The sequence below is a fragment of the Serratia symbiotica genome, from assembly GCF_000821185.2.
Classification (GTDB): domain Bacteria; phylum Pseudomonadota; class Gammaproteobacteria; order Enterobacterales; family Enterobacteriaceae; genus Serratia; species Serratia symbiotica.
Genome location: NZ_CP050855.1, coordinates 845697 through 861236 on the forward strand (window position 1 = coordinate 845697; position 15540 = coordinate 861236).

14 protein-coding genes and 3 pseudogenes are annotated in these 15540 nt (G+C 52.7%); 12 read left to right on the forward strand and 5 right to left on the reverse strand.

The window, feature by feature from the left end; genetic code table 11:
• Window positions 1-30 precede the first annotated feature (30 nt).
• The 3 genes and pseudogenes from SYMBAF_RS04435 (at window position 31) to SYMBAF_RS04445 (ending at window position 2526) form a co-directional block, all read left to right on the forward strand.
• Window positions 31-1199 (forward strand): IS3 family transposase gene (locus SYMBAF_RS04435; RefSeq protein WP_152609001.1). Its coding sequence is split into 2 segments (ribosomal slippage): window positions 31-280 and window positions 280-1199, totalling 1170 coding nucleotides; the frame shifts between segments, so codons are not numbered across the junction.
• Between the two features lie 772 nt (window positions 1200-1971).
• Window positions 1972-2208 (forward strand): type II toxin-antitoxin system CcdA family antitoxin, encoded by a 237-nt coding sequence (locus SYMBAF_RS04440; protein WP_040265524.1) that lies wholly within the window; start codon window positions 1972-1974, stop codon window positions 2206-2208.
• A 2-nt stretch (window positions 2209-2210) separates the two neighbouring features.
• Window positions 2211-2526: pseudogene (locus SYMBAF_RS04445) on the forward strand (CcdB family protein).
• 333 nt (window positions 2527-2859) lie between these two features.
• On the opposite strand, the pseudogene SYMBAF_RS04450 reads toward SYMBAF_RS04445, so the two are convergent.
• A pseudogene (locus tag SYMBAF_RS04450) lies at window positions 2860-3933 on the reverse strand (transposase); the annotation flags it as partial.
• A 147-nt stretch (window positions 3934-4080) separates the two neighbouring features.
• Between SYMBAF_RS04450 and mobA the strand changes: the two are divergent.
• Both mobA and traI read left to right on the forward strand, forming a co-directional pair.
• Complete coding sequence (gene mobA / locus SYMBAF_RS04455; protein WP_040265526.1) at window positions 4081-4425, forward strand: plasmid mobilization protein MobA; 345 nt, start codon at window positions 4081-4083, stop codon at window positions 4423-4425.
• Window positions 4422-6386, forward strand: coding sequence for a TraI/MobA(P) family conjugative relaxase (gene traI, locus SYMBAF_RS04460; RefSeq protein ID WP_040265528.1), 1965 nt, complete (start codon window positions 4422-4424; stop codon window positions 6384-6386). The genes mobA and traI overlap by 4 nt, the downstream gene beginning before the upstream one ends.
• Before the next feature lie 28 nt (window positions 6387-6414).
• Here the strand turns inward: traI and umuC (SYMBAF_RS04465) are convergent, their stop codons facing one another.
• Together umuC (SYMBAF_RS04465) and umuD (SYMBAF_RS04470) are read right to left on the reverse strand one after the other, a co-directional pair.
• Window positions 6415-7683 (reverse strand): translesion error-prone DNA polymerase V subunit UmuC, encoded by a 1269-nt coding sequence (gene umuC, locus SYMBAF_RS04465; protein ID WP_040265529.1) that lies wholly within the window; start codon window positions 7681-7683, stop codon window positions 6415-6417.
• 23 nt (window positions 7684-7706) lie between these two features.
• A complete protein-coding gene (gene umuD / locus SYMBAF_RS04470; RefSeq protein ID WP_082026972.1) occupies window positions 7707-8198 on the reverse strand; it encodes a translesion error-prone DNA polymerase V autoproteolytic subunit in 492 nt (163 codons plus the stop codon).
• 245 nt (window positions 8199-8443) lie between these two features.
• Between umuD (SYMBAF_RS04470) and SYMBAF_RS04475 the strand changes: the two genes are divergently transcribed.
• The 5 genes and pseudogenes from SYMBAF_RS04475 to SYMBAF_RS17530 form a co-directional block, all read left to right on the forward strand.
• On the forward strand, window positions 8444-8824 hold the full coding sequence (locus tag SYMBAF_RS04475; protein ID WP_152609086.1) for a DUF7609 family protein: 381 nt from the start codon (window positions 8444-8446) through the stop codon (window positions 8822-8824).
• Window positions 8825-9763 carry an Rpn family recombination-promoting nuclease/putative transposase gene (locus tag SYMBAF_RS04480; RefSeq protein ID WP_162835909.1) on the forward strand — a complete coding sequence of 313 codons (939 nt, stop codon included), beginning with the start codon at window positions 8825-8827 and terminating at the stop codon, window positions 9761-9763. It begins immediately after the preceding gene.
• 302 nt (window positions 9764-10065) lie between these two features.
• Window positions 10066-10737, forward strand: coding sequence for a recombinase family protein (locus SYMBAF_RS04485; protein WP_040265533.1), 672 nt, complete (start codon window positions 10066-10068; stop codon window positions 10735-10737).
• A gap of 200 nt (window positions 10738-10937) precedes the next feature.
• Entirely contained in the window at window positions 10938-11411 is a 474-nt protein-coding gene (locus tag SYMBAF_RS04490; protein WP_040265535.1) for a hypothetical protein, read from the forward strand.
• Between the two features lie 262 nt (window positions 11412-11673).
• Window positions 11674-11883 (forward strand): annotated as a pseudogene (locus tag SYMBAF_RS17530) (IS5/IS1182 family transposase); the annotation flags it as partial.
• 70 nt (window positions 11884-11953) lie between these two features.
• Here the strand turns inward: SYMBAF_RS17530 and umuC (SYMBAF_RS04495) are convergent.
• Window positions 11954-13222 (reverse strand): translesion error-prone DNA polymerase V subunit UmuC, encoded by a 1269-nt coding sequence (umuC, locus tag SYMBAF_RS04495; protein WP_040265537.1) that lies wholly within the window; start codon window positions 13220-13222, stop codon window positions 11954-11956.
• 23 nt (window positions 13223-13245) lie between these two features.
• Complete coding sequence (umuD, locus tag SYMBAF_RS04500) at window positions 13246-13737, reverse strand: translesion error-prone DNA polymerase V autoproteolytic subunit (RefSeq protein ID WP_082026973.1); 492 nt, start codon at window positions 13735-13737, stop codon at window positions 13246-13248.
• 245 nt (window positions 13738-13982) lie between these two features.
• On the opposite strand from umuD (SYMBAF_RS04500), the gene SYMBAF_RS04505 reads away from it, so the two are divergent.
• Together SYMBAF_RS04505 and SYMBAF_RS04510 are read left to right on the forward strand one after the other, a co-directional pair.
• Window positions 13983-14363, forward strand: a complete 381-nt coding sequence (locus tag SYMBAF_RS04505) for a DUF7609 family protein (RefSeq protein ID WP_152609086.1) — start codon at window positions 13983-13985, stop codon at window positions 14361-14363.
• Window positions 14364-15302 carry an Rpn family recombination-promoting nuclease/putative transposase gene (locus SYMBAF_RS04510; RefSeq protein WP_419789500.1) on the forward strand — a complete coding sequence of 313 codons (939 nt, stop codon included), beginning with the start codon at window positions 14364-14366 and terminating at the stop codon, window positions 15300-15302. It abuts the gene before it with no gap.
• Window positions 15303-15540 lie beyond the last annotated feature (238 nt).

Consider the following 15540-nt stretch of genomic DNA (forward strand, 5'->3'; position numbering starts at 1 on the left):
TGCTCACCTCAGGACATTACAGGTGCTTCAATGAAAAAAAGAAATTTCAGTGCAGAGTTCAAACGCGAATCCGCTCAACTGGTCGTTGACCAGAACTACACCGTGGCAGATGCAGCCAGTGCTATGGATGTCGGCCTTTCCACAATGACGCGATGGGTGAAGCAGTTGCGTGATGAGCGGCAGGGAAAAATACCTAAAGCCTCTCCCATTACTCCTGAACAAATTGAAATACGTGAGCTGAGGAAAAAAATACAACGTATTGAAATGGAAAACGAAATATTAAAAAAGGCTACCGCGCTCTTGATGTCAGACTCCCTGAACAGTTCTCGATAATCGGGAAACTCAGAGCGCATTATCCGGTGGTCACACTCTGCCACGTGTTCGGGGTTCATCGCAGCAGCTACAAATACTGGAAAAACCGTCCTGAAAAACCAGATGGCAGACGAGCTGTATTACGCAGCCAGGTACTGGAACTGCATAGCGTCAGCCATGGCTCTGCTGGCGCAAGGAGTATCGCAACTATGGCAACCATGAAGGGCTTCAGGATGGGACGATGGCTCGCCGGCAGGCTCATGAAAGAGCTGGGGCTGGTCAGTTGTCAACAGCCCACTCATCGGTATAAATGCGGTGGCCTTGAACACATCGCTATCCCGAATCACCTTGAGCGGCAGTTCGCAGTGACAGAGCCTAATCAGGTGTGGTGTGGCGATGTGACCTATATCTGGACAGGCAGGCGCTGGGCCTACCTCGCCGTTGTTCTCGACCTGTTCGCGAGAAAACCGGTGGGCTGGGCAATGTCGTTCTCACCGGACAGCAGGCTGACCATCAAAGCGCTGGAGATGGCGTGGGAGGCCCGGGGAAAACCAGCCGGAGTGATGTTCCACAGCGATCAGGGCAGCCATTACACAAGCAGACAGTTCCGGCAGTCACTGTGGAGGTATCGGATCAGACAGAGTATGAGTCGGCGTGGAAACTGCTGGGATAATAGCCCAATGGAGCGCTTCTTCAGGAGTCTGAAGAACGAATGGGTACCGGTGACGGGTTACATAAACTTCAGCGATGCAGCCCACGCAATAACGGACTATATCGTTGGGTATTACAGCGCGCTCAGGCCGCATGAATATAACGGTGGGTTACCACCAAACGAATCGGAAAACCGATACTGGAAAAACTCTAACGCGGTGGCCAGTTTTAGTTGACCACTACAATCCCAGCACTGCCTTTGTTGGCTTTTACTTTCTTGTACGCGCTCCAGACGGCATGTCTGGATAACGCAAACGGTTTGGACTGGTTCACAGGCTCCTCCCGCTTATGCGGTTGGCCTGCAGTACAGCCCCAACGACTGGCCCCCTTCGCTCCACGTCCATTACAGACGCTTCATCACTACTACGGAACCATCTGCCCCTGTGCCCCGCATTGGTACTCTGGCGCTCGCAGGGTTTCTGCTCGACGCCGCTCCCTTCGCATCGGGACGACAGGTTCCCACGTTCCATGCCAGAGCCTGTGTTGTGCTCATGCTGTCTATATGCCGGATGCCGACCAGCCAGTAACCAGATAACCGCTGGACTTATCACGCACCGCTTAGAAAGCGCGTTTTTGACATCATCTTGTTCCTTTCGACACTGCATCTACAGTTCACTCTCGTTCATCTTCACAACACATACATGACGCATCTGACTGCGCCTTTTCCCTGACGCTCACCACCACCGCTCTTAACGGCAGCAGCTCAGGGTAGTTTGAAGGCTGCATCTGGACACCGCCTCCGAGGGGCCGCCCCTCATCTCTCGCACAGCATTGCACCCTTATTTGCCATAGGGTACATTCGTGGCACACCTACGCCGGAACCGCCGAAATTTCCGTTACCCCAGTTTCAGCACGGCAACCCCAGATTTTTCCGCTACATTGCATTTTTGGTGTTATATTACGCCTAATAAGCCGTGTTTATTACACGACATTTAACGCGAGGTATTTATGGCAACAACACAACGAGCAACGCAAAGCGTTACCATGACCGTAGAACGAACCTTACTCAGCCGTGCGCGTGAGGCTGGAATTAATCTCAGTGCTACCCTGATCACAGCCCTTGATGCTGAACTTCGTCAGTACGAAGCGAAAAAATGGCAGGAGGAAAACAGCGAAGCGCTGAAAGCTCTTAACCGCTTTCACGATGAACACGGTTGTTTCAGCGATGAGTACAGGACATTTTAAGAATGCAGTTTACTGTATACAGTAATACCGGGAAAAGCGCCATCTATCCCCTGCTGCTTGATGTAACCAGCGATATTATCGACCAGTTGAACCGCAGGATTGTGATCCCTTTGCTGCCTGTAGAAAAGTACCCAGGCAATACACGTCCCGAACGGCTGGTTCCGCTTGTCAGACTGACCGACGATAAAGAATATGCAGTTATGACGCATGAGATGGCAAGTATTCCAGTCCGTTCTCTGGGGGGGGGTGTTCTGCGATGCTTCCCTTCATCGTATCCAGATTAAAGCCGCAATTGATTTTCTTCTCGACGGTATTTAATCCCCCCCTCAGGGGCTGGCCTTTTGTTTCGGTCAGTCCCAAAATTTCGTTCGCCAAATGTAACATGCCGTTATGTTGAAAAGGCCGCTGCGAAAATATCAATCGTAGCGGCCTCTTTAGCATAACGCTATTATGCGAACAAAAACTATTTCAAATATTGAATTAAGAAAGATTCAATATCGTTAATCATCGTAGAAACCTCGTTTTTATTGATGTCATCGGTTTTACCATGAGCGGCGCTGTTCCTTATAGAGGTCTGAGTTGAGTAGACCTGCCGGTTACCCGGGCAGGCCCCTCCTCGGGGTTTGAGGTCCAATGGGGTGAAAACCTACGCTAAGCGTCTATATATTCGTTAATCTGTTGATTTAACGGCCTTAGCTCACCTTTCATCACATTTTCAGACAAGGTGAATGAGCAATGACCTAACATATTGATGTGGCCATGCATCAATGGTGATAATCTGGATATATCTTCTTCATTAATTTCAGTAGGCTGGCTATCAGTATTAATATGTCCAAGCGCTTCCTGCCTATACAGCGTGTTCCATAAAACAGTAGCATTTGTTACCAGTCCCAACGATCCCAGTTGATCCTCTTGCCCTTCGCGATAGCGCTTTCTGATTTCGCCACGTTGGCCATGACAAATGGCGCGAGCCACACTATGTCTTCCTTCACCCCGGTTTAGTTGCGTTAGTATTCGGCGACGGTAATCTTCATCATCAATATAATTCAACATATACAGCGTTTTATTTATTCGCCCCACTTCAATGATGGCCTGTGCCAGACTGGACGGACGCGTGCTCTTCAATAAACTACGGATTAACTCTGATGCTTGTACAGTACCCAGCTTAAGAGAGCCTGCAATCCGCATCATATCGTCCCAGTTAGCCTCAATCAGTGCCAGATTAATGCAACCACGGGCCAGTTCATCCAGAGGGCCGTAATTTGCATTTTTATCCACTCGCCAGAAAACGGTATCTCCGGCGTCCGCCAGACGGGGAGAAAACTGGTATCCCAACAGCCAGAACAGACCGAATATCAAATCGCTGGCACCGGCTGTATCAGTCATAATTTCCTGTGGATTCAACCCCGTTTGCTATTCAAGTAAACCCTCCAAAACAAAGATTGAGTCCCTCAAGGTGCTCGGTATAACAATGCCGTGAAAACCAGAAAACTGATCGGAAATAAAGTTGTACCAGGTAATTCCCCGATTGGAGCCAAAGTATTTTCGATTGGGTCCGGCGTTAATCGTTTTTACTGGCGTAACAAAACGCATACCGTCAGCAGAAGCAACTTCTCCGCCACCCCATCGCTGTGCCAGGCTCAAGGTCGCCTGATAATCAACCAGGCGAGCATTAGCTTTGATAAGCGTTTCGGCCCGAAAATAATTTTGTTTAACCCAACTCGGGATTTGTTTAACCCAACTCGGGATTTGTTTAACCCAACTCGGGACAGGAAATGTTTTGTGTCCACCGCCAGCACACTGGCAGTGATCCCCAAAACGACCTGGTCAGGGCTTCGCCCCGACACCCCAGTGCCGAGTGAAGGTTGAGTTATGTCGAAAAGCGAAAAGCGTCAGAGAGAAAAGCTGGTCAAGTGCCGCTGCACTGATGCGGAGTACCAAAGCATCAACAAGAAAGCGGCGGCCGCAGGGCTAACCACGTCCGAATACCTGCGCCGTTCGGCACTTAACCGCCGCATAATGGTGCGGACAGATATCCGGATGATGAATGAACTCAAGCGCCTCGGCGGTCTCCAGAAACACCTGTATTCACAGATGCAGGAAACGATGACGACTGCCCTCAGTCGTCAGTATTCAGAGGTGCTGTCCAGTATTGTCACCGCCATCAACTTACTTGATATGACGCCCATACCCGCAGAGGACATCAAAGACAGATGAACGTCGTCATTCCGCCCAAGCGCCGTGACAGGAAGACGAGTTTTAAGAAACTGGTCAGCTACGTGAGCACGCGTGAGGAAAACAGACATTCTGAAGCTGTGGTAAAACCCGATGATGTTTATCCCCCCTCAGGTGAGGAGTCTGTGGCTACTCCCGGCTTCGGCCAGCTGGTCGATTACGTTGGCCGTAAACGGGTGGCCCCGAAAACACAGATTGTCAGCATTTCACCGGAGGGTATCCAGCGGGTGCTCTGCGGTGAGGTGTTGTGTGAAACCAACTGCTTTTCACTTGATACTGCGGCTGCCGAGATGAACATGACAGCGATGCAAAACCCGCGATGCAAGGATGCGGTGTATCACTTCATCCTGTCCTGGCAGCAGGATGAGGACCCGACTCCAGACGCCATCTTTGCCTCCGTGCGTTACAGCCTGCAGAGCCTGGGCATGAAAGAGCATCAGTACGTTGCCGCTATCCACCGTGATACCGACAATGTGCATTGCCATATATCGGCCAACCGCGTGCATCCCACAACCTTCCGGGCGCAGAACATGTGGAATGATGCCGATACATTGCAGAAATGCTGCCGTGTGCTGGAGCGCGATCTGGGCTTCAAGGTCGACAATGGCAGTTGGCATATGGATGAGTATGGTGATCTCCATCGCACTCACCATGATATGCCGTCTGCGCCGCGCGGAGCGGCCAGGCGCGAGATCTTTTCTGACCGCGAGAGCCTGTATGGCTACGCCGTCCGGGAAGTCCGTCAAGGTATCGGTCTGGCTTGTGAGCAGAGCCGTCTTGACTGGCCATGGCTACATAAACTGCTCTACACACGCGGTCTCGGTCTGCGTGAACAGCACGGCGGCCTTGCCGTTTATGATTTGTTTAATCCCGACGGGGTAAGCGTAAAGGCTTCTGATGTTCATCCCGCTATCAGCCTGCCCGCCATGACGCATTGCTGCGGAGGTTTTCAGGCGGCTCCGCCCGTTTGCAATCCTGACCGGCTTGAGGATGGCATGCTTGGCATGTACAACAATTACCTGCCGCAGCTGCATGTACGCGATCAGGACATCAGGCGTGAGCGTAGAGAGGCAAGGGCGATCGCCCGCGAGATACTGCGCGCCCGTTTTGAGGCTTATCGTGCCGGGTGGGAAAAACCAGATCTGCGTGTCCGCGCCCGATTCCAGCAAATCTCGTCTCACTGCATCGTGATGAAGGCTCACGTACGCGATACCGTCCGTGATCCGCTGCTGCGCAAGCTGATGTACCGCGTGGCGGAGTTTGAAAAGATGAAGGCGATGGCCGAGTTGCGTCTGCAACTGCGTGAGGAGCGCAGTGCGCTCAGCGATGCAGGCCTGAGCCGTCCCCTCAGCTGGAAGCGCTGGGTGGAGAAGGAAGCGCTGCGGGGGGATGTGGCGGCCCTCAGTCAGCTGCGCGGTTGGGCCTACCGGGAGAAACGCAGGGCGCGCCAGCAGAGAAACGACTGGCCTGAGCCTAATGCCGTTATTCACTATGGGCCGGGTGAGGATGCGCCCACATTCATCACCCGCGAACACGAAACCCGTCTGCTGCATGATGGCACCGTCAGCTACCTGCTTGACGGGAAGCCTGCTGTCACAGATTTCGGTGACAGGGTTGAGGTGTATGCCGCACCAGACAGTCAGGCAGACCGCTTCAACAACGATTTGGCTGCCGAGTTAACCGCGTGGCGAAGTGGCGACAATGCGGTGGTGAAGGGTGAGCGGACGGCCGCTAATCGGGTGCTTTATTCCGGTGTCATTCGCAACCTCACCAAACACGACGGGCATGTTTTTACCGTTAGCGATCGCCAGCAGATGGCCATCGTACGAGCGACACAAGATAACCTGCGGAATGGTGAGGTGAAAACCGACCCGCGTCAGGCTGAGTCCGCCCAGCGCGATGACCTGAATGTGCGCTCTAAACGAGATTTTCCACGGCCCTGATGTCCCGAATCTTTTGTGCATACAAAAATCAGGCTTTAACGACAGGAATATCCTGCAGACGCGTGGTGTAGGCTGGTGACAGCCATTTTCGTTGCATCTTCCAGGTCTCTGGCCGTTCGGGCATGCCCTGTCCCCCAAACCAGATTGTCCGGCCTCGCTGATTAAGGCTGTCGAGCAGTTGCATCAGGCGTTCGCTGTGCGGCCGTGGCGGGGTATCGTCGAACAGACCATACTGGGTCATCCCCGAGCAGGTGAACTCCCCGAGCATGACGCCGCACCGGTGGTAACGATGCCCTGGCCTGAAAATGCGCGCCAGTGCCTGACGGGCAGCGCGGATGATGTCCCTGCTGTCCTGGGTGGGTGTCGTCAGCCGGGTCGTGGCCTGATTGCTGTAGCCGGTTCCACCCACCGTGAATGGGCTGGTTGCCACGAATACCGATACATGTCGGCAATACTGACGTTCACCGCGCAGCTTTTCCGCTGCCCGTTCGGCGTGGGCGCAGATTGCCTGACTGACGCTATCAAGGTCAGTTGTTTTTTCACCGAACGAGCGCGAACAGACTATCTGCTCTTTCGGTGTGGCAAATTCCTCGAGGGACAGGCAGGCGATGCCGTTCAACTCACGCACCGTGCGCTCCAGTACCACCGAGAATCGGCGACGGGCGATGGCCGGGGGCAAGTCCGCCAGTTGTAGCGCCGTGGTTATCCCCATCATCGACAGATGCCTGGCGATGCGATGCCCGACTCCCCACACTTCCGAGACCGGCACGTGTGCCATCAGGCGACGCTGTCTTGCGGTGGCACTCAGGTCAACAACACCCCCGGTCTTTCGCCAGGTCTTGGCGGCATGGTTGGCCAGTTTGGCCAACGTTTTGGTTGGAGCGATGCCCACGCCAACGGTCAGATGCGTGCAGCGGCGTACCGTTTCACGGAGCTGTTTTCCCAGGGGTTCCAGTGTGGTGAGTGGCAGGCCGGTCAGGTCACAAAATGCCTCGTCAATGGAATAGACCTCAACGCGCGGCGTCAGCTGGGCCAATAGGGTCATTACCCGGTGGCTCATGTCGGCGTAGTAGGCGTAATTACTGGAGAAGGCAATACAGTGTTTCTTTTCAGCCTCCGCTCTTACCTTGAACCAGGGTACGCCCATTTTTATGCCAAGGGCTTTGGCCTCCTGACTGCGTGCCACCACGCATCCGTCGTTGTTCGACAGTACCACCACGGGTTTACCGCGCAAGTCGGGTCGAAACACCGTCTCGCAAGAGGCATAAAAGCTGTTGACGTCAACCAGGGCAAACATGGCTTAACAGGCGTTGGCAAGGGTCAAAGCGTGTGGATAGCGTAGCGAACCACGCCAAAGATGACCGTCTCCATGTCCTCATTATCCACGTCGATGGGCGCAAAGGCTGGGTTGGCCGGCAGCAGTAACGGGCGGGGATGCAATTGCAGGCATTTGCAGGTGAATGCGCCATCGACCGTCGCAATGACGATGTCACCGTGCCGTGCCGGGTAACAGCACTCAACGACCAGCAGGTCGCTGTCGAGAATACCGGCGTCCCGCATTGAATGGCCTTCGGCTCGCACCAGGTAGGTACTTTCCGGGAAACGGATGCAGATATCATCCAGTGACAGACGTTGTTCCAGGTAGTCCTGAGCGGGCGAGGGGAAGCCACAGGCGATACCGGTATCATAGAGTCTGACCCCTGTCTGGCGCTGAGGGGAGGGGGCTGTTTTACCTGGATGAACGCCGGGTCGCTGAACTGCTGGCGTGGTGGGGAGGGCCATCGCGGTGATGGTCTGGGAGGTGTTGCTCACAATGTGTACTTTCCTGGTCAGAATTTTACTTAAGCATTAATATTGTACTGGACGTATAAACAGTATAATATTGCGCAACCGGGCGTAAGCTGCACTTAAGTCCAGGGTGTATACTGGCGAGATTATCCACAGATATGTTGCAAAACCCGTGTATAACTGGATGGAGAAAGTGGGCATGCCCAGGAGGCCGTTGTCCTTCAGTGATGCGCAGGTGTTGCGCAATGATGGTCACTCACAGGTGCTCAATGGCACGGACTATGCGATACTTTGGTCACATTACCCCGCCAGCTGAAAAATTGATGACTGACCACCCTGTCCAGCCAGAGAGTGCTGAAGACGAGATTATCGATATCGACACCGAGGCGTTTGCTCATACCGTCGCCATGATGGTGCTGCTCAAGCCCGGCATGTCCCATACCCACTCGGAGCCACTCTCCCCCGACTGTGCCGCCGGACAACTTGTCCAGGACGTCAACAGTCTGAAAAAACGCGCCCGCCGCCTGCTGGTACCCGCCATGCACGAAGCCACCAAACGTACCGGCCAGGTCTATAATATCGAGAGCAGCCTGGTGCTTTACCCGTCAGGCCGCCTGTTCGCCCAGGCCATCGTCACCCGAAGCAGGTAACTGATGAGCAAAACGACCCCCATTCCCCATGACGCCGTGTTCAAGCAGTTTCTGACCCATCCGGAAACAGCGCGTGACTTCCTGCAATTGCATTTGCCGCCGGCAGTGCTCACACACTGTGACTTGAGTACGTTAAAGCTGGAATCGGGCAGCTTTGTTGAAGAAGATTTGCGTGCCTATTATTCCGATGTGCTCTATTCACTCAAGGCGGGGAAGGGTATCGGCTTTGTCTATTGCCTTATCGAGCACCAAAGTTCCCCTGATAAGAATATGGCCTTTAGGTTGATGCGATACAGTATCGCGGCGATGCAACGCCATCTTGATGCGGGTAACGAGCAGTTGCCTCTGGTGGTTCCACTGCTGTTCTATCACGGTCAGGTGACGCCTTATCCGTACTCGATGCGCTGGCTGGATGAGTTTGGTGACCCCGAACTGGCCACACAGCTTTATGCGGGAGCGTTTCCCCTGGTCGATGTCACAGTCATCCCGGATGAGCAAATCATGCAGCATCGCCGTATGGCCATCCTGGAGCTTTTACAGAAACACATCCGTCAGCGCGACCTGGCTGACCTGCTGGAACAACTGGTCACGTTGCTGCTGTCCGGATATACTACGCAGGAGCAACTGACATCATTGATGAATTACATGCTACAGGTTGGTGACACGGCAGCCCCGGAGACGTTTATCCGCGAACTGGCGCGTCGTGCGCCACAACATGAGGAGGTGCTTATGACCGTTGCACAAAAACTGGAACTTAAAGGGATTGAAAAAGGGCGTCAGGAAGGCATTCAACTTGGCGAAGCTAGAGGCCGCCAAGAAGGCCGTCAAGAAGGCAAGCTTGCCGTTGCCCGCACAATGCTGACCAACGGTCTTGATCGCAACCTGGTCATGAAGATGACGGGGTTGACCGCCGATGACCTGGCCAAAATCCAGCATTGATATGTAGTGGCGCAGTCCTGCAATAGGCTGCGCTTTTCTTCACACCACGTCACTTAAGCAAAAGCCTGCTAGCTCTAAACGGCATCTCTACGCCATTCAGCAAGTAGTGCTCTCAGTTGAGCCTGCCCCTAATTCTGTGTAACTGCCACCGTATTAAAGGTGATCGCTCAGGCGGTCACCGAACTCGAGAATAAAACGACTCATCGCCAGCCGCCAGTTCTGGATCGGCATGCCTCCCTCAAACCACCTGAAACAGGTACTGTATGGGTGTGTTTCCCTAACCCAAAACGAACTGGTTCCCTATGACAACTCAAATAGTACCGAAAGGATTTGTCAGAGCTTATTTACGAGCTTCAACAACTGAGCAGGATGCAACACGTGCCCTGGACACGATCAATACATTCGCCATCGAGCGCGGCCTGAACATCTGTAACTACTATATTGAAAATGAATCCGGCTCCAGACTTGAACGCCCTGAACTGTTCCGGCTCCTGAAGGACTGCCAGCAGAATGACATTCTTCTGATAGAGGATGTGGATCGGTTATCTCGCCTTGCGGGGGAGGACTGGAACAGCCTGAAAAAGATGATTAGGCAGAAAGATATCAGAGTTGTGGCCGTCAATGTGCCGACTACTTGGCTCGCATCGGGACACTGTGATTTTGACATTCGCATGTTTTCGGCTATTAACGATATGTTGCTGGATATGCTGGCCGCTGTTGCCAGGCGTGACTATGAGCAGCGGCGGGAACGGCAGCAGCAGGGGATAGCGAGGGCGAAAAGGGAAGGGAAATACAAAGGCCGTCAGGTTAACCAGTCCCGTTATGATGCAATAAACCGGTTAATCGCGAGCGGCAGCTCCTGGAGCCAGGTACAGAGGGTTCTTGGCTGTAGCAGGGCGACGATTAGCAACGCTGTTAAACTTAAACAATGTGGCAATGGGAAGACATCGGGTAAGGTGGAAACGCAGGAATAGTTAATTTTTGTCCGTTCAGCGAAGGGAAATACCGCTCGTTACGCTCAGTAGATTGTGGTCTGTACAAAAAACAGTCTTAGCGTAGGATATTTTCCGTTTTCCAAGCGGACCCCTAGTTCATAAGTTATGATTACCTTAATCCATAGCTAACGCACTTATGGTTAATTAGAAAAAAATGTATCTAACTGGTTGAGGTAATTATGAATAACGTGGGAATAATAGAAGCTGGATTTAATGCCCTATGTGATAGTTATGCCATGGGAGTTGTTAACTTAAGACGTTCTTCTTTATTTGGTGACTTGTTTGTTTTTATAGATTCCCCTGAAAAAAATCTCAATCGTTTTACATATGCGAAATTAGATGATAATAAAGAAATATTATCCATATGTGTTTTTATTGTCTGCCTTGATAAAGGAACTACTGATGTTGGATGGTTTGTTCGAAGTGAATTAAGAGGTAAAGGTATAGGCAAAGATACTGTAGAAAAATCATTCAAAGATTTTAAGCATGGGATGAAGGCCTCAGGAGCTAAACTACTTAACATCACAGCAACTATTGACGAAGGAAACGCACCTTCAATTTCTCTTGGAAGGAATTTTATTGGCGGTGAAGAAATTATGAAAAAAGATGATGGTACAATCATCTATTCATACCTCAATAGCTTCCAGCTTTAGTCTCTTATATGCCATGACTTTTCAAAAGCTATTTATTTGAATCTGAAAAAATCAAGAGGTGTGTATGGGTTCATTATTGGCGATTTTAGGCAGTGTTGGTTTAGGTGCTATTTTAAAGTCAATTATTGATTATTTATTTAAATAAAAAATATGGGGGAATTAAAGCTATTTATTCAGAGACGATTGATGCATATCTTGGATTGTTTGTGGCGTTGCATAAAATTTCAGTTTTTAAAAACCACGAGACATCTAGGAGTAGCTCCTTACCGGAGACAATATATGGTGGAAAAGTATGACAGGCTACCACCGACGTTCGATAGCCGCAACAGCGATGTACAGAGTAAAACAGCTATTTGGTGGTCACCTGTCGCTGTGAGATTATGTTGCGCAAGTTGCAGAGGCTATGACCATGATCTGTGCATTAAACATGATGACGCACGCTGGTATACCAGAAAGTGTACGCGTTGCCTGAAAGATGCCCATTCAGGGGGCTCTTTATTCCAAATCTGATTTATTCAACAAAGCCCATAGACATACAAAAACTAAGATTTAACGACAGGAATATCTTGCAGACGCGTGGTGTAGGCTGGTGACAGCCATTTTCGTTGCATCTTCCAGGTCTCTGGCCGTTCGGGCATGCCCTGTCCCCCAAACCAGATTGTCCGGCCTCGCTGATTAAGGCTGTCGAGCAGTTGCATCAGGCGTTCGCTGTGCGGCCGTGGCGGGGTATCGTCGAACAGACCATACTGGGTCATCCCCGAGCAGGTGAACTCCCCGAGCATGACGCCGCACCGGTGGTAACGATGCCCTGGCCTGAAAATGCGCGCCAGTGCCTGACGGGCAGCGCGGATGATGTCCCTGCTGTCCTGGGTGGGTGTCGTCAGCCGGGTCGTGGCCTGATTGCTGTAGCCGGTTCCACCCACCGTGAATGGGCTGGTTGCCACGAATACCGATACATGTCGGCAATACTGACGTTCACCGCGCAGCTTTTCCGCTGCCCGTTCGGCGTGGGCGCAGATTGCCTGACTGACGCTATCAAGGTCAGTTGTTTTTTCACCGAACGAGCGCGAACAGACTATCTGCTCTTTCGGTGTGGCAAATTCCTCGAGGGACAGGCAGGCGATGCCGTTCAACTCACGCACCGTGCGCTCCAGTACCACCGAGAATCGGCGACGGGCGATGGCCGGGGGCAAGTCCGCCAGTTGTAGCGCCGTGGTTATCCCCATCATCGACAGATGCCTGGCGATGCGATGCCCGACTCCCCACACTTCCGAGACCGGCACGTGTGCCATCAGGCGACGCTGTCTTGCGGTGGCACTCAGGTCAACAACACCCCCGGTCTTTCGCCAGGTCTTGGCGGCATGGTTGGCCAGTTTGGCCAACGTTTTGGTTGGAGCGATGCCCACGCCAACGGTCAGATGCGTGCAGCGGCGTACCGTTTCACGGAGCTGTTTTCCCAGGGGTTCCAGTGTGGTGAGTGGCAGGCCGGTCAGGTCACAAAATGCCTCGTCAATGGAATAGACCTCAACGCGCGGCGTCAGCTGGGCCAATAGGGTCATTACCCGGTGGCTCATGTCGGCGTAGTAGGCGTAATTACTGGAGAAGGCAATACAGTGTTTCTTTTCAGCCTCCGCTCTTACCTTGAACCAGGGTACGCCCATTTTTATGCCAAGGGCTTTGGCTTCCTGACTGCGTGCCACCACGCATCCGTCGTTGTTCGACAGTACCACCACGGGTTTACCGCGCAGGTCAGGTCGAAACACCGTCTCGCAAGAGGCATAAAAGCTGTTGACGTCAACCAGGGCAAACATGGCTTAACAGGCGTTGGCAAGGGTCAAAGCGTGTGGATAGCGTAGCGAACCACGCCAAAGATGACCGTCTCCATGTCCTCATTATCCACGTCGATGGACGCAAAGGCTGGGTTGGCCGGCAGCAGTAACGGGCGGGGATGCAATTGCAGGCGTTTGCAGGTGAATGCGCCATCGACCGTCGCAATGACGATGTCGCCGTGCCGTGCCGGGTAACAGCACTCAACGACCAGCAGGTCGCTGTCGAGAATACCGGCGTCCCGCATTGAATGGCCGTCGGCTCGCACCAGGTAGGTACTTTCCGGGAAACGGATGCAGATATCATCCAGTGACAGACGTTGTTCCAGGTAGTCCTGAGCGGGCGAGGGGAAGCCACAGGCGATACCGGTATCATGGAGTCTGACCCCTGTCTGGCGCTGAGGGGAGGGGGCTGTTTTACCTGGATGAACTTTGAGTCGCTGAACTGCTGGCGCGGTGAGTGTGGCCATCGACTTGATGGTCTGGGAGGTGTTGCTCACAATGTGTACTTTCCTGGTCAGAATTTTACTTAAGCATTAATATTGTACTGGACGTATAAACAGTATAATATTGCGCAACCGGGCGTAAGCTGCACTTAAGTCCAGGGTGTATACTGGCGAGATTATCCACAGATATGTTGCAAAACCCGTGTATAACTGGATGGAGAAAGTGGGCATGCCCAGGAGGCCGTTGTCCTTCAGTGATGCGCAGGTGTTGCGCAATGATGGTCACTCACAGGTGCTCAATGGCACGGACTATGCGATACTTTGGTCACATTACCCCGCCAGCTGAAAAATTGATGACTGACCACCCTGTCCAGCCAGAGAGTGCTGAAGACGAGATTATCGATATCGACACCGAGGCGTTTGCTCATACCGTCGCCATGATGGTGCTGCTCAAGCCCGGCATGTCCCATACCCACTCGGAGCCACTCTCCCCCGACTGTGCCGCCGGACAACTTGTCCAGGACGTCAACAGTCTGAAAAAACGCGCCCGCCGCCTGCTGGTACCCGCCATGCACGAAGCCACCAAACGTACCGGCCAGGTCTATAATATCGAGAGCAGCCTGGTGCTTTACCCGTCAGGGCGCCTGTTCGCCCAGGCCATCGTCACCCGAAGCAGGTAACTGATGAGCAAAACGACCCCCATTCCCCATGACGCCGTGTTCAAGCAGTTTCTGACCCATCCGGAAACAGCGCGTGACTTCCTGCAATTGCATTTGCCGCCGGCAGTGCTCACACACTGTGACTTGAGTACGTTAAAGCTGGAATCGGGCAGCTTTGTTGAAGAAGATTTGCGTGCCTATTATTCCGATGTGCTCTATTCACTCAAGGCGGGGAAGGGTATCGGCTTTGTCTATTGCCTTATCGAGCACCAAAGTTCCCCTGATAAGAATATGGCCTTTCGCTTGATGAGATACAGTATCGCGGCGATGCAACGCCATCTTGATGCGGGTAACGAGCAGCTGCCTCTGGTGGTTCCACTGTTATTCTACCACGGTCAGGTGACGCCTTATCCGTACTCGATGCGCTGGCTGGATGAGTTTGGTGACCCTGAACTGGCCACACAGCTTTATGCGGGAGCGTTTCCCCTGGTCGATGTCACAGTCATCCCGGATGAGCAAATCATGCAGCATCGCCGTATGGCCATCCTGGAGCTTTTACAGAAACACATCCGTCAGCGCGACCTGGCTGACCTGCTGGAACAACTGGTCACGTTGCTGCTGTCCGGATATACTACGCAGGAGCAACTGACATCATTGATGAATTACATGCTACAGGTTGGTGACACGGCAGCCCCGGAGAGGTTTATCCGCGAACTGGCGCGTCGTGTGCCACAACATGAGGAGGTGCTTATGACCGTTGCACAAAAACTGGAAGATAAAGGACGTCAGGAAGGTATCCAGCTTGGTGAAGCTAGAGGCCGCCAAGAAGGCCGCCAAGAAGGCCGCCAAGAAGGCAAGCTTGCCGTTGCCCGCACAATGCTGACCAACGGTCTTGATCGTAACCTGGTCATGAAGATGACGGGGTTGACCGCCGATGACCTGGCCAAAATCCAGCATTGATATGTACTGGCGCAGCCCTGCAATAGGCTGCGCTTTTCTTTACACCACGTCACTTAAGCAAAAAGTACACCAGTTCTGGACTGCAACCTAATAATCGTCTCGCGTTTCATAAAGGATGGCGGATCTTTTCAGACTATTCAACGAGTAGAACTAATCCACCTCTGCCTGTTTGCCTTGCCCCGCAGCGGGCAGTTAAACGGAATAGTCATCTTTACGAAAAAAAATTACTCCCTCGCCG

Bases quoted from the DNA above. Each gene is read 5' to 3' on its own strand.
- SYMBAF_RS04440 (WP_040265524.1), top strand. From the start codon at position 1,972: ATGGCAACAACACAACGAGCAACGCAAAGCGTTACCATGACCGTAGAA.
- mobA (WP_040265526.1), top strand. From the start codon at position 4,081: ATGTCGAAAAGCGAAAAGCGTCAGAGAGAAAAGCTGGTCAAGTGCCGC.
- traI (WP_040265528.1), top strand. From the start codon at position 4,422: ATGAACGTCGTCATTCCGCCCAAGCGCCGTGACAGGAAGACGAGTTTT.
- umuC (WP_040265529.1), bottom strand. From the start codon at position 7,683: ATGTTTGCCCTGGTTGACGTCAACAGCTTTTATGCCTCTTGCGAGACG.
- SYMBAF_RS04475 (WP_152609086.1), top strand. From the start codon at position 8,444: ATGGCACGGACTATGCGATACTTTGGTCACATTACCCCGCCAGCTGAA.
- SYMBAF_RS04485 (WP_040265533.1), top strand. From the start codon at position 10,066: ATGACAACTCAAATAGTACCGAAAGGATTTGTCAGAGCTTATTTACGA.
- SYMBAF_RS04490 (WP_040265535.1), top strand. From the start codon at position 10,938: ATGAATAACGTGGGAATAATAGAAGCTGGATTTAATGCCCTATGTGAT.
- umuC (WP_040265537.1), bottom strand. From the start codon at position 13,222: ATGTTTGCCCTGGTTGACGTCAACAGCTTTTATGCCTCTTGCGAGACG.
- SYMBAF_RS04505 (WP_152609086.1), top strand. From the start codon at position 13,983: ATGGCACGGACTATGCGATACTTTGGTCACATTACCCCGCCAGCTGAA.